Raw genomic sequence first — 12,633 nt, forward strand, 5'->3', positions numbered from 1 at the left:
GGTGAAGGGCCCCCAGGTCTCGGAGTCGGGCTCGGAGTCGGTGCGGGTCCGGTACACGGCGGACCGGGCGGACCGCGTCCATCGGGTGGAGCGACGCCCGCCCACTATGGACGCACCGGGCGGGCCCCGCCAGCACCCCGGGCCGTACCGCGCCGACCGTCACCGGCCTCGGCCCATGGCACCCGGGGCGGCAGGCCGTCGGTTCCGGGACTGCGGGCAGGTCCTAGAGTGAGAGGCCGTCACCGTCTCTCCCCGCCCCGCTCCGACCACCCCGCCTCGCCCCGCCTCGCCCCGGAACCAGCCATGCACGATCTCGTCTCCCGCATCCGCCGGCTCGGCCCCTCCTGTGGCCCGGTCCGGCTCGTCGGGGTCGACGGGCACGCCGGCTCGGGGAAGTCCACGTTCGCCGGGCGGCTGGCCGACGCGCTGGACGGCGCCCCCGTGCTGCGGCTCGACGACATCGCCAGCCACGAGGAGCTCTTCGGCTGGACCGGGCGGCTGCTGAGCCAGGTGATCCTTCCGCTCGGCCGCGGCGAGCAGGCGTCCTACGCCCCCTACGACTGGCGGGCCCGCGACTTCGGGCCGCCGCGCCCGCTGCGGCCCGCCCCGGTGGTCCTCGTCGAGGGCGTCGGCGCGGGGCGGCGGGCGCTGCGGCCGTACCTGGCTCTGCTGCTGTGGATGGAGCTGCCCGCGGGGACCTCCTGGGCGCGGGGGCGGGCGCGGGACGGTGAGGAGCAGCGGGAGTTCTGGGACGGGTGGGTCGGGGCGGAACAGCGGCATTTCACCGACGACCCGTCACGTCCCTTCGCCGACCTGCTGGTTCGGGAGTGCGGGAAGGGATATGAGGTACTTCCCGGGCCTGCCGGCACCACTGATCCGAACCCGCCCCTCACGCACGGTGACGGGCCGTCCGCGGTGTGCTGAACTTGTGAAGACCCCCTCCCCGGCAAGTGGCCGGAGTGCCCCAACGCCGCTTGACCGGGGGGCCGTACAGGTCTTACGTTCTCAATGTGCGGCCGTTCGGAGCCGCCCACAGACGCGAAGCCCCCGGTTGTTCCCCCGTGACCGGGGGCTTCGTTCCGCCCTCCTCACCCCTTCTGGACGCCCAGCGGCATATGACGATCACCCTCGGTCACGGTGCGGTGCGGGCGTCTCCCCTTCCCTGATCGCCCCGCCGCGGGCAAGGCCCCCTACGGAGGCGACGGCGCCGCAGGTACGATGCCCTCGGTGCGACCAACGGACACTGCTTCGCGCACCGTGCAACTCCGGTCCGCGGCACAGCGGTTCGCCTCAGGGCAGCCGGCGGGCGAGGGCCGGTGGGGCATACCGACGGGGCACGGTTTGTGAGGGACGGGATGGACTTCGGCACGCAGGGCCCGCAGGCCCCTGCCGACCTCGCCTGGCTGCGGGGGGTGGACGCCTACACGATGGGCGCCTATCCGCAGGCCGAGGAGGAGTTCCGGGCCGCGGTACGGATCGACCCGGGGATGGCGGACGGCTGGCTCGGGCTGCACGCGCTGCGCGTCGACACGACGGCCGCGCTGCTGCGCATGTTCCGGCACCGGGACCGCTTCGGCGAACAGCGCGCGCGGCACCGTCGCACCCTCAACTCCTGGTACTGGCTCGGCTGGTGGGTGCAGCCGGTGCTGGAGAACCCACGCGATCTGCTGCTCGCGCACGCCTCCCACTGGCTGGACGGCCGCCACGTCCCCGAACTGGACCGCGCGCTCGCCGGTCTCCCTCCGGTGGACGCCGACCCGCAGGTCCGCTTCCTGCACGCCTGCCGCGCCTATCTGGTCAAGGACTGGGAGCAGTTGGTCCGGCACACCGACCCGTTGCACGGCGATCCGCTGCTCGGGATCGAGACAGGCCTGTTCGGCGGGATGGCCCGGGTACGTCTGGAGATGTACGGGCAGGCCGAGCCGCTGCTGTCGGCGGCCCTGATGCGCTGCCGCAGCGAGCAGCCGCAGCGCAAGGAGCTGCGCTACTGGCTGGCGCGCGCCCACGAGGGCACCGGCCGCAGTGCCGCCGCGCTCCCCCTGTACCGGGCCGTGCACCGGATCGATCCCGCCTTCATGGACACGTCGGCCCGGCTCGCCGCCATCGCCGAGGGGGACGGCTACGACGACTCGGCCGACCTCGGCGCGGTCGCGCTCGGCGGTGCGGGCGCGGAACCGCTGGACGGCCCGGACACTCTCGACCCGCTGTTCGACGCCGAGGGCCGCGATCTGATGCTGTCCGAGCAGGAGCCGCCGCCTCCACCCCTGCCACCGGTCACGGGCCCTTCGGTGCGCGCGAGGAGCGGCGATCCGGTGAATCCGCTGCCCACGGGTCCCACCGATCCCGCCTTACTGGAGGAGGCGCTCGCCGAGCTGGAGCGCATGGTCGGGCTGGAGCCGGTGAAGCGCCAGGTCAAGGCGTTGTCGGCGCAGCTGAACATGGCACGGCTGCGGGCCGGGCAGGGACTGCCGGTGCAGCCGCCGAAGCGGCACTTCGTGTTCTCCGGGCCGTCCGGCACCGGCAAGACCACGGTGGCCCGCATCCTGGGCCGGGTCTTCTACGCTCTGGGGCTGCTCGGCGGCGATCATCTCGTGGAGGCCCAGCGGGCCGATCTGGTCGGCGAGTACCTGGGCCAGACAGCGGTGAAGGCCAACGAGCTGATCGACTCCGCCCTCGGCGGGGTCCTCTTCGTCGACGAGGCGTACGCGCTCTCCAACTCCGGCTACGGCAAGGGCGACGCGTACGGCGACGAGGCACTCCAGGTACTGCTGAAGCGGGCCGAGGACAACCGCGATCACCTGGTGGTCATACTGGCCGGCTACCCGGAGGGCATGGACCGCCTGCTGGGCGCCAACCCGGGTCTGTCGTCCCGTTTCACCACCCGCGTCGACTTCCCCTCCTACCGGCCTCTCGAACTCACCGCGATCGGCGAGGTACTGGCCGCCGAGAACGGCGACGTGTGGGACGAGGAGGCGCTGGACGAACTGCGGTCCGTCGCCGGGCACGTGGTGGACCAGGGGTGGATCGACGAGCTGGGCAACGGGCGGTTCCTGCGGACGCTGTACGAGAAGAGCTGCGCGTACCGGGATCTGCGGCTGTCGGCGTACCCGGCTTATCCGGGCACACTGACCCGGGAGGACCTGGCGACGCTGCGGCTGCCGGATCTGATGCAGGCGTACGGGGAGGTCCTGTCCGGACGAGGTCCGCAGGACCCGCCGGCGGCGTGACGCCGGCGGGTCCCCGCGGCTGCGTCCCCGTGCCCCGTTCCTCCCCGTGTGCCGGGTCCAGGACCTCGCCCATCGGCGGTTCCAGGACGCCCCCCAGGACCACCGGCTCCCGTACCCGGCCGGACGCGCGCGGCGCACGGCGGTGAGGGGCGTCGTCGAGCGGCAGTTCGGGACCCGAGGGCCGGCGTGCGGGTCAGAGCCGCCGCAGGGCGATCCGTCCCTCGCCGAGGAGGGTCACCGGGACGTCTCGGGGCCGGGGGCCGTGGTCCGTGCCTCGGCGAGCGCCCGCAGGGTCCGCGCGTCGGCGATGGCGCGCTCCCGGGCGATGCCCGGCTGGATGCCGAGCACCGGCAGGCTGGTGCCGTCGCTGAGGTCGAGGAAGACCCAGGGGTCACCCGGACGGAGGTTGACCTGAAGGATCTGGGCCCAGTCCAGGCGGCGCCGGGTCGCGATGTTGACGACGGTGACGCCCGTCTCGTCGGCGTCGACCTTCGGCCGGGCCAGCAGGACCAGGACTCCGGCCAGCAGGGCGGCGGTGAACACGAAGCTGAGACGTTCGCCGGGGCTGAGCTGCTCCAGCAGCAGCGCGATCAGGGAGATGGCGGCGAAGAGCCCGGCGGCCGCGGCGAGCAGCACCGCTCGGGTGCGGCCCGGCCGGAAGGTGACGGGCAAGGAGGGCAGATGCCCCAAGGTGGCGTCCGGGGAAGGCTCGGGGGTGGCGTCCGGCATGGTGCGGCTCCGGGATCGGTCCGGGTCAGAGGCGGCAGGCGTGGATGGCCGTGGTGAGGATGGCGCGGGCGCCGAGGTCGTAGAGGTCGTCCATGATCCGCTGGGCCTCCTTGGAGGGGACCATGGCGCGGACGGCGACCCAGCCCTCGTTGTGCAGCGGGGACACGGTCGGGGACTCCAGGCCGGGGGTCAGCGCTACGGCCTTCTCCAGCTGCTCGACCCGGCAGTCGTAGTCCATCATCACGTAGGTACGGGCGACGAGGACGCCCTGGAGGCGCCGCAGGAACTGGCCCACCTTGGACTCGACCGTGCCGTCGGCCCCGGCCTCGGTGTCGGTGCGGCGGATGACGACGGCCTCGGAGGTCATGATCGGTTCGCCGATGACCTCCAGGCCCGCGTTGCGCAGGGAGGTGCCGGTCTCGACCACGTCCGCGATGACTTCGGCGACACCGAGTTCGATGGCGGTCTCGACGGCGCCGTCGAGGTGGACCACGGAGGCGTCGATGCCCTGGTCGGCGAGGTACCGCGCGACGATGCCCTCGTAGGAGGTGGCTACCGTGCTGCCGTTCAGGTCCGCGACGCTCTTGGCGGCGCTGGGCTTGGCGGCGAAGCGGAAGGTGGAGCGGGCGAAGCCGAGGGGCAGGATCTCCTCGGCCTCGGCACCGGAGTCGATCAGGAGGTCGCGGCCGGTGATGCCGATGTCGAGGCGGCCGGACGAGACGTAGATGGCGATGTCACGGGGTCGGAGATAGAAGAACTCGACCTCGTTGACCGGGTCGACGATCCGCAGTTCCTTCGACTCCCGGCGCTGCTGGTAGCCGGCCTCATGCAGCATCTCCGCCGCAGGGCCTGCCAGTGAACCCTTGTTGGGGAGTGCGATGCGCAGCATGAGGTCGGCTTCCTTTGCGGTGTGACGGTGTACCGGTGGTCAGGGGTGGCAGGGAGTGCCCGCGCTCACAGGTGGGCGTAGACGTCGTCGAGGGAGATGCCTCGGGCGACCATCATCACCTGGACGTGGTAGAGCAGCTGCGAGATCTCCTCGGCGGCCGCTTCCTTGCCCTCGTGCTCGGCGGCCATCCAGACCTCGGCGGCCTCCTCGACGACCTTCTTGCCGATGGCATGGACGCCCTTTTCCACCAGTTCGGCGGTACGGGAGGTGGCGGGGTCGCCGTGCGCGGCCTTGTGCTGGAGCTCGGTGAAGAGCTCCTCGAACGTCTTATTGGACATGGTGGTCCTTACCCTACGCGGTGCCGGGGACTGCTCACCGCCAGGGTTCGGATACCGAACGCAGCGTGGCCGCGGTCGCCACCGCCGCCGTGACGGCCTCGTGCCCCTTGTCCTCGGTGGAGCCGGGCAGTCCGGCGCGGTCCAGCGCCTGTTCCTCGGTGTCACAGGTGAGCAGGCCGAAGCCGACGGGCACACCGGTGTCGGCGCTGACCTGGGTGAGGCCCTGGGTGACGCCCTGGCACACGTACTCGAAGTGGGGTGTGCCGCCCCGGACGACGACTCCGAGGGCGACGATCGCGTCGTAGCCGCGTCCGGCCAGGACCTTGGCGACGACCGGGAGTTCCCAGCTGCCGGGGACCCGGAGCAGGGTCGGCTCGTCGATGCCGAGGTCGTGCAGGGCGCGCAGGGCCCCGTCGACCAGTCCGTCCATCACCTTCTCGTGCCACTGTGCCGCGACGACGGCGACGCGGAGGTCCCCCACGTCGCGTACGGACAGTTCCGGTGCACCCTTGCCGCTCACATCTCTCCTCGGTGGTTCTCGGCCGGCCACCGCGGGCCGGCTCTCTTGCTGGTCGTCGCGGTCACTGTCCGCCGCGCACGGGCACGCTCACTGATTGCCGCAGGCAGGCACGGTCGGCGTGTCCAGCCAGGGCAGGTCGTGGCCCATCCGGTCGCGCTTGGTGCGCAGGTAGCGGATGTTGTGCTCGCCCGCGGTGACGGGCATCGGCTCGCGGCCGGTGACCTCGATGCCGTACCGGACGAGTGCCTGGGACTTGTCGGGGTTGTTGGTCAGCAGGCGGACACCGCGCACCCCGAGGTCGGCGAGCATCCGCGCTCCGGCGGCGTAGTCGCGTGCGTCGGCGGGCAGACCGAGTTCGAGGTTGGCGTCCAGGGTGTCGCGTCCGCGTTCCTGGAGTTCGTAGGCGCGCAGCTTGGACATCAGGCCGATACCGCGCCCCTCGTGCCCGCGCAGGTAGACGAGGACGCCCCGGCCCTCCGCCTGAATGCGGTCCAGCGAGGCATCCAGCTGGGGGCCGCAGTCGCAGCGCTGGGAGCCGAAAATGTCGCCGGTGAGGCATTCGGAATGGACGCGTACGAGGACGTCCCGGCCGTCGCCGATGTCTCCGTGGACGAGGGCGACGTGTTCGACGCCGTCGACGGTGGAGCGGTAGCCGTAGGCGGTGAACACGCCGTGGGAGGTGGGCAGCCGAACCTCGGCCTCACGGCGGACGGTGGGCTCGGAGCTGCGGCGGTAGGCGATCAGGTCCTCGATGGAGATGATCGTCAGACCGTGCTTGCGGGCGAACGGGATCAGTTCGGGCAGGCGCAGCATCCGGCCGTCCTCGCCGGCGATCTCGACGATGGCGCCGGCCGGGCGCAGTCCCGCGAGACGGGCGAGGTCGACGGCGGCCTCCGTGTGGCCGTCGCGTTCGAGCACGCCGCCGGAGCGGGCTCGCAGCGGGAAGACGTGGCCGGGGCGGACGAAGTCGGCGGGTTCGGCGGTGCCGCTCGCGAGCAGTTGGAGCGTGGTGGCCCGGTCCTCGGCCGAGATGCCGGTACTCACGCCGTGGGCGGCGGAGGCGTCGACGGAGACGGTGAACGCCGTCCTCATCGACTCGGTGTTGTCCTCGACCATCTGCGGGAGACGGAGCCGGTCCAGTTCGTCGCTCTCCATGGGGGCGCAGATCAGTCCGCGGCATTCGCTCATCATGAAAGCGACGATCTCGGGGGTCGCCTTCTCGGCGGCCACGACGAGGTCGCCCTCGTTCTCGCGATCCTCGTCGTCGACGACCACGATGGGGCGGCCGGCCGCGATGTCGGCGATGGCCTGTTCGACCGGGTCGAGCATGGGGCCCTCGAACTCCTCGGTGCGGTAAAGAATCGGTGCCGTGCTCATGCCGGCGCTCCTTCCAGTGCGGGGCGCGCGTCCTCGCGGGAGCGCAGCCACCAGTCGCGCAGTCCCCACAGGACCAGTACGCCGTAGACGACGTAGACGAAGCCGGAGAAGGCGAAGCCGTTGGCGAAGTTCAGCGGTACGCCGACGAGGTCGACCAGCAGCCAGGCGAACCAGAACTCGACCATGCCGCGGGCCTGGGCGTACATGGCGACGATGGTGCCGACGAAGATGTACGCGTCCGGCCAGGGGTCCCAGGACAGGGACGGGAAGGCGGTGAACAGGCCGCCGACGGCGAGGGTGCCGAGGGCGGCGAGGACGACCAGCGCGCCGCGCTCGCGCCAGGTGGCGAACCGCACCGCGATGGAGCCGTCCTGCGCCCGCTGCCGGCCGCGGTTCCACTGCCAGAAGCCCCAGGCGGCGACGGTCATGACGACGATCTGCTTGCCCGCGCTGCCGGAGAGGTGGGCGGTGGCGAAGGCGGTGAAGAGGATGAGGCCCGAGACGAACTGGGCGGGCCAGGTCCAGATGGAGCGCCGCCAGCCGAGGGCCAGGGCTGCCAGTCCGATCACGTTGCCGATCATGTCCGACCACTTGATGTGCTGGTCGAAGAGGGTGAACGCCTCCGAGTTCAGCCAGTTCACCGCACGGCCCCCTCACCGGCGGTGCCGTCACCGACGGCCGGGGCACCGACGGCCGGAACTCCCGTCGCGCGGTCGCCGATCATCCGCTCGACGTACTTGGCGATGACGTCCACCTCGAGGTTGACCGGGTCGCCGCTCTGCTTGAGCCCGAGGGTGGTCAGGGCGAGGGTGGTGGGGATCAGACTGACGGTGAAGAAGTCCTGCCCGGCGGCGACGACGGTGAGGCTGACGCCGTCGACCGTGATGGAACCCTTCTCCACTACGTAGCGGGAGAGTTCGGCGGGCAGGGAGATCCTGACGATCTCCCAGTTCTCGGACGGCTCGCGCCCCAGGATCCGGCCGGTGCCGTCGACGTGGCCCTGCACGATGTGGCCGCCGAGGCGGGCACCCAGGGCCATGGGGCGTTCGAGGTTCACGCGGGAGCCGACGGCGAGGGAGCCGAGGCTGGAGCGGTTCAGGGTCTCGGCCATCACGTCCGCGGTGAACTCGTCGCCTTCGTGATCCACGACGGTGAGACAGACGCCGTTGACGGCGATCGAGTCGCCGTGCTTCGCGCCTCCGGTGACGACGGGGCCGCGCAGCCGGAAGCGACAAGCGTCGTCGAGGGTCTCGACGGCGGTGATCTCGCCCAGTTCTTCGACGATTCCGGTGAACACTTCCCGGGTCCTCCTGCCTCTTCGGGCACGGACTCCGGGGCTGCCGACGACGACAGAAGAACGGGCGAAGGCACCGGGAGCGACGCCGGACGGAGCCCGCCATGAGGACGGACCGGTACGACGGCGCGCATGGATGCCCGCCCGCCGCGCACTGCCTCCCATCCGGACTTTAACCGTCGGTCCAGGAATTTCACCTGGTCAACCGGCCACTGGAAGTGGCCGGGTCGCGGACTGTAACCGCCGGTTCGGACTTTCACCGACCCCGGAGTGCGCTGCTGCTGATACAGGGCCAGTGTGCCACGCACGCCCGCCGTCCATACAGGCATCGGGTGTGGGGTGGATCACAGATGGCGACATCGTGCACCGTGACCGCGGGACGGCCCCGGAGGGCGGCCCGCCATCGAGTCGGCGGCCGCCCGACAGCCGCCCGCTTTCGCGCCCTCGTGCGCCATGGGATGCCACCGGAGCGCTCCCGAACGCTCCCCGTGACTGGTCCATACCTGTTGACGATCTGGTCTAGTCCTCTTAGCGTCTGCTTCAGCCTCCCCAGAGACCGGCCCGGCGGCGGTGACGACGGCCCTTGCCCGCCGCCGGGCCTCACCACCGTGCCCCGCCCCGCCGGCCCCGCCCCGCCGGCCCCGTCCGAGGCCCCGTGTCACATTCCCGGCGGCGGTTCCGTCCCTCTCCTGATGAACTTGACGAAGGTACCCGGGCAGGGGTGCCGGCGTCCGACGACAGCGCCTGAGGAGCTGAACGGCATGACCACGATCCTGGTGACCGGCGGTACGGGAACCCTCGGCCGGCACGTCGTCGAGCGACTGCGGACGGGCGCGCGGGAGGTACGGGTGCTCAGCCGGCACTCCCAGCAGTACGCCGTCGACCTGCGCCGGGGCGGCAGCGCGCTGGACACGGCCGTCACGAAGGTGGACACGATCGTCCACTGCGCGAGCGCCCCGCGCGGTGGCGACGAGGCGGCGGCGAAGAACCTCCTGGAAGCGGCGCGGCGGGCCGGGGTGGGGCACCTCGTCTACATCTCGATCGTAGGGGTCGACCAGGTGCCGTTCGGCTACTACAGGACCAAGTTCGCGGTGGAGCGGCTGATCGAGGAGTCGGGACTCGGCTGGACCGTGCTGCGCGCGACCCAGTTCCACGACCTGGTGCTCACACTCCTCCAGCAACTGAGCAGGGCTCCGGTGATGCTGCTGCCGGCCCGTGTGAAGGACCAGCCGATCGAGGTGTCCGAGGTCGCGGACCGTCTGGCGGAGCTGGCCCGGGGCGGGCCCGCGGGGCGCGTCGCGGACATGGGCGGGCCAAAGGTGCGCACGTTCGAGTCCCTGGCGCGCTCCTACCTGGAGGCCGCGGGCCGCCGCCGCGCGGTGGTCGGGGTCCCCCTCCGGGGTGCGGCGTACCGCGCCTTCCGGGCCGGTGGCCACCTCGCCCCGGAGCACGCGGTGGGCAAGGGCACCTTCGAGGATTTCCTGACGGCGCGGGCGGAGCGCGCACGCGCGGGCAGGTGAGCGCGCGCCGGGTGGGGTGAGGCGCCGCGGGTGCCGGGACTCAGGGGCGCGTGCGCGGCGCCGGGCGGGCCCGCCGGTGGGCGGCCGGTCAGCGGGCGTGTCCCTGCGCGGCCGGGCCGAAGAGTTCGTCCTGGGCGTGGTCCCGGGCCGTCAGGAGGGCGCCGCGCAGCACCGCGCCGCCCCCCAGGGCACTCGCCCGCACCTCGGTGGGCAGCGGTGACATCCGGGCCGTCCGCTCCTGTACGCGGACGGCGAGTTCCTCCCCGCCCGCCTGGCCGATCTCCCCGCCGAGCACCACGCACCCGGGATCCAGCAGCGCGGCCACCGACGCGACCCCCACGGCGACGCGGTCTGCGAGGGCGTCGAGGAAGCGCGCGTCCGCCGAGCCCTGTTCCTCCCGTGCCCGCGCGGCGGCAGCCCGTACCGCGCCCGCCGCCGCCGGTTGCACGTCCGGCCCGGCCACGATCCCGTACTCCCCCGCCAGTTCCGCGACCGCCGACGCCGACGCGAGGGAGTGGAAGCCGCCGCCGCAGTCCGTGGCCGACGGCAGGCCGGGCGTCCCCGGGACCGGCAGGAAGCCGATCTCACCCGTGCCCCCGGAGGCGCCCCGGCGCAGGGCGCCGTCCAGGACGACGGCCGCGCCGGTGCCATGACCGAGCCACAGCAGGACGAAGGTGTCGCGGGCGCGGGCGGCCCCGTCGCGCTGCTCGGCCAGGGCGGCGAGGTTGGTCTCGTTCTCGAGGCTGACCCGTGCCCGGGGCAGCCGCTCCTGAAGCGCGGCGACCAGTCGGCGGTGCCATTCCGGCAGCCCCTTGGAGTCGCGCAGTTCCCCGCTCGCGGGGTCGATCAGCCCGGGGGCTCCGACGCCGACGGTGTGCAGCCGGTCGGCGCCCGCCTCCTTCGCCGTCCGCTCGACGAGGGTCACCGCCCGTTCCACGGCGGGCCCGGTCCCGGCGTCCACCTCGATCGGCGCCGAGGCCTCGGCCAGGACCGTGCCGACGAGGTCGGACACGACCACGGCGACGCCCTCGGTCCGTACGTCGAGTGCGGCCAGGTGCGCCCGGTCGGCGACGATCCCGTACAACTTCGCGTTCGGCCCCCGCCGTTGTTCCCCGGCCTCCCCGACCACGGTGATCAGCCCTGCCGCGGTCAGCCGCTCGGCGAGGTCGGCGACGGTCGGCCGGGACAGGCCGGTCAGCTGCTTCAACTGCCCGGCCGTCAGCGGCCCTTCCTGCTGGAGCAGACGCAGGGCGAGCCTGTCGTTGATGACTCGGGCAGTGCTCGGGGATGCGGCCATGGCGTGATCCTTCCAGATCGGCGAACAGCGGACGGCGAACGGCGACAGGGCCGGGCCGGCCGGGCTGGACGAGGGCCGGCGAGAATCCCCTTATCTTTCAGGCAGGGACCCTGATAGTTTACGCGGCGCGTCAGGGATGGCTTGGGAGACCGGGAGGGGCAGGACCATGAGTGCAGAGGTGTACGGGCAGCGGGAGGTGCGGCGGGCGCGGTACGCCGTGGGGGCGGTGTTCGCCGTGCACGGCGCGGTCACGGGCTCGTTCGCCACCCGCGTGCCGTGGATCCAGGACCATGCCGGTGTGAGCGCCGGGCAGTTGGGGATCGCACTCGCCTTCCCCGCACTCGGCGCGTCGGTCGCGATGCCGCTGGCGGGGCGTATCAGCCACCGCTTCGGCGCCCGCGCCGCGCTGCGCGGGCTGATCGCCCTGTGGACACTCGCGCTCGTCCTGCCGTCCGTCGCCCCGAACCTGCTCACCCTCTGCCTGGCCCTGTTCGTCTACGGCGCCACGGCCGGCATGTCCGACGTGGCGATGAACGCCCTGGGCGTGGAGGTGGAGAGCCGGCTCGACCGGTCGATCATGTCCGGGCTGCACGGCATGTGGAGCGCCGGCGCTCTGATCGGTTCGGCGGGCGGCACGCTCGCCGCGCACCTGGGCACGGACGCCCGGCTGCATCACACGCTCGCGGCAGGTGTCCTGACGGTGGTGGGCGTCGCCGCCGCCGGCCACGTCCTCGATCTGCGGTCCGCCGTGGACGAGGAGCCGCCCCCGAGGTTCGCGCTGCCACCCCGCTCCGCACTGCTGATCGGCGCGATCGGCTTCTGCGCGGTCTTCGCGGAGGGTGCGAGCCTCGACTGGTCGGCGGTCTATCTGCGCGACCGGTTGGAGGCCTCGGCCGGTCTCGCGGCGGCCTGCACCACCGGTTTCACACTCACCATGGCGGTCGCCCGGATCGCCGGTGACCGGGTGGTGGACCGTTACGGCGCGGTGCGCACGGTCCGGGCGAGCGGTGTGGTCGCCGTCTGCGGCGGAGTGCTGATCGTCCTCGCGCAGCACCCCGCGGCGGCTATGGCCGGGTTCGCGCTGATGGGTCTCGGTATCGCGGTGGTGGTGCCGCTGTGCTTCGCCGCGGCGGGCCGCAGCGGCAGCAACCCGAGCCTCGCCATCGCGGGCGTCGCGACCATCACGTACACCTCGGGGCTGATCGCTCCGAGCGCGATCGGGCTGCTCGCCCAGGCGACCAGTCTGATGGTGTCGTTCGTCCTGGTCACGGTGTTGTCGTGCGGTCTGGCCGGCTTGGCCGGCGTGCTGCGCGCCGGAGACCGGGTGAAGATCACCCGGCCGGACGCGGCGGTCCCCGGCCCTCGGACCTGAAGGTCTCCCGGGCCCGAAGGCACCACTGACCGTCCCGCCGGACTCCCGCTCCGGGACCACCCGCGTGGAC

General features: G+C 72.5%; 12 protein-coding genes and 1 riboswitch. Of the genes, 4 read left to right on the top strand and 8 right to left on the bottom strand.

Annotation, left to right across the window (positions count from 1 at the left end):
• The first annotated feature begins 303 nt into the window (after positions 1–303).
• Together ACWZEH_RS04710 and ACWZEH_RS04715 are read left to right on the top strand one after the other, a co-directional pair.
• A complete protein-coding gene (locus ACWZEH_RS04710; protein ID WP_456195876.1) occupies positions 304–924 on the top strand; it encodes a uridine kinase family protein in 621 nt (206 codons plus the stop codon).
• Positions 925–1,355: 431 nt separating this feature from the next.
• Positions 1,356–3,227: an AAA family ATPase gene (locus ACWZEH_RS04715; protein ID WP_456195878.1), complete on the top strand. Its 1,872-nt coding sequence runs from the start codon at positions 1,356–1,358 to the stop codon at positions 3,225–3,227.
• 234 nt (positions 3,228–3,461) lie between these two features.
• Here the strand turns inward: ACWZEH_RS04715 and ACWZEH_RS04720 are convergent, their stop codons facing one another.
• The 7 genes from ACWZEH_RS04720 to ACWZEH_RS04750 all read right to left on the bottom strand — a co-directional run bounded on the left by ACWZEH_RS04720 (position 3,462) and on the right by ACWZEH_RS04750 (position 8,377).
• The gene (locus ACWZEH_RS04720; protein WP_456195880.1) at positions 3,462–3,956 is read right to left on the bottom strand and encodes a PH domain-containing protein; all 495 of its coding nucleotides are present in this window, start codon (positions 3,954–3,956) and stop codon (positions 3,462–3,464) included.
• A gap of 25 nt (positions 3,957–3,981) precedes the next feature.
• A complete protein-coding gene (gene hisG, locus ACWZEH_RS04725; RefSeq protein ID WP_456195882.1) occupies positions 3,982–4,845 on the bottom strand; it encodes an ATP phosphoribosyltransferase in 864 nt (287 codons plus the stop codon).
• A gap of 65 nt (positions 4,846–4,910) precedes the next feature.
• On the bottom strand, positions 4,911–5,183 hold the full coding sequence (locus ACWZEH_RS04730; protein WP_456195884.1) for a phosphoribosyl-ATP diphosphatase: 273 nt from the start codon (positions 5,181–5,183) through the stop codon (positions 4,911–4,913).
• Between the two features lie 34 nt (positions 5,184–5,217).
• Positions 5,218–5,703, bottom strand: a complete 486-nt coding sequence (gene ribH, locus ACWZEH_RS04735; protein WP_456195886.1) for a 6,7-dimethyl-8-ribityllumazine synthase — start codon at positions 5,701–5,703, stop codon at positions 5,218–5,220.
• Positions 5,704–5,790: 87 nt separating this feature from the next.
• On the bottom strand, positions 5,791–7,080 hold the full coding sequence (locus tag ACWZEH_RS04740) for a bifunctional 3,4-dihydroxy-2-butanone-4-phosphate synthase/GTP cyclohydrolase II (RefSeq protein WP_456195888.1): 1,290 nt from the start codon (positions 7,078–7,080) through the stop codon (positions 5,791–5,793).
• Entirely contained in the window at positions 7,077–7,721 is a 645-nt protein-coding gene (locus tag ACWZEH_RS04745; protein ID WP_456195890.1) for a nicotinamide mononucleotide transporter family protein, read from the bottom strand. The genes ACWZEH_RS04740 and ACWZEH_RS04745 overlap by 4 nt, the downstream gene beginning before the upstream one ends.
• Entirely contained in the window at positions 7,718–8,377 is a 660-nt protein-coding gene (locus ACWZEH_RS04750) for a riboflavin synthase (RefSeq protein WP_456195892.1), read from the bottom strand. Before ACWZEH_RS04750 ends, ACWZEH_RS04745 begins: the two co-directional genes overlap by 4 nt.
• A gap of 144 nt (positions 8,378–8,521) precedes the next feature.
• A riboswitch (FMN riboswitch) is annotated at positions 8,522–8,652 on the bottom strand.
• A 483-nt stretch (positions 8,653–9,135) separates the two neighbouring features.
• On the opposite strand from ACWZEH_RS04750, the gene ACWZEH_RS04755 reads away from it, so the two are divergent.
• Positions 9,136–9,894: an SDR family oxidoreductase gene (locus ACWZEH_RS04755; RefSeq protein ID WP_456195894.1), complete on the top strand. Its 759-nt coding sequence runs from the start codon at positions 9,136–9,138 to the stop codon at positions 9,892–9,894.
• 88 nt (positions 9,895–9,982) lie between these two features.
• Here ACWZEH_RS04755 and ACWZEH_RS04760 read toward each other — a convergent pair whose 3' ends face one another.
• Positions 9,983–11,191 carry an ROK family transcriptional regulator gene (locus ACWZEH_RS04760; protein ID WP_456195896.1) on the bottom strand — a complete coding sequence of 403 codons (1,209 nt, stop codon included), beginning with the start codon at positions 11,189–11,191 and terminating at the stop codon, positions 9,983–9,985.
• Positions 11,192–11,357: 166 nt separating this feature from the next.
• Here ACWZEH_RS04760 and ACWZEH_RS04765 point away from each other — a divergent pair, with 166 nt between their 5' ends.
• Positions 11,358–12,563, top strand: a complete 1,206-nt coding sequence (locus ACWZEH_RS04765) for an MFS transporter (protein WP_456195898.1) — start codon at positions 11,358–11,360, stop codon at positions 12,561–12,563.
• Positions 12,564–12,633 lie beyond the last annotated feature (70 nt).

The sequence above is a fragment of the Streptomyces yamdrokensis genome, from assembly GCF_053890455.1.

Bases quoted from the DNA above. Each gene is read 5' to 3' on its own strand.
- ACWZEH_RS04740 (WP_456195888.1), bottom strand. From the start codon at position 7,080: ATGAGCACGGCACCGATTCTTTACCGCACCGAGGAGTTCGAGGGCCCC.
- ACWZEH_RS04715 (WP_456195878.1), top strand. From the start codon at position 1,356: ATGGACTTCGGCACGCAGGGCCCGCAGGCCCCTGCCGACCTCGCCTGG.
- ACWZEH_RS04710 (WP_456195876.1), top strand. From the start codon at position 304: ATGCACGATCTCGTCTCCCGCATCCGCCGGCTCGGCCCCTCCTGTGGC.
- ACWZEH_RS04760 (WP_456195896.1), bottom strand. From the start codon at position 11,191: ATGGCCGCATCCCCGAGCACTGCCCGAGTCATCAACGACAGGCTCGCC.
- hisG (WP_456195882.1), bottom strand. From the start codon at position 4,845: ATGCTGCGCATCGCACTCCCCAACAAGGGTTCACTGGCAGGCCCTGCG.
- ACWZEH_RS04720 (WP_456195880.1), bottom strand. From the start codon at position 3,956: ATGCCGGACGCCACCCCCGAGCCTTCCCCGGACGCCACCTTGGGGCAT.
- ACWZEH_RS04730 (WP_456195884.1), bottom strand. From the start codon at position 5,183: ATGTCCAATAAGACGTTCGAGGAGCTCTTCACCGAGCTCCAGCACAAG.
- ACWZEH_RS04765 (WP_456195898.1), top strand. From the start codon at position 11,358: ATGAGTGCAGAGGTGTACGGGCAGCGGGAGGTGCGGCGGGCGCGGTAC.
- ACWZEH_RS04755 (WP_456195894.1), top strand. From the start codon at position 9,136: ATGACCACGATCCTGGTGACCGGCGGTACGGGAACCCTCGGCCGGCAC.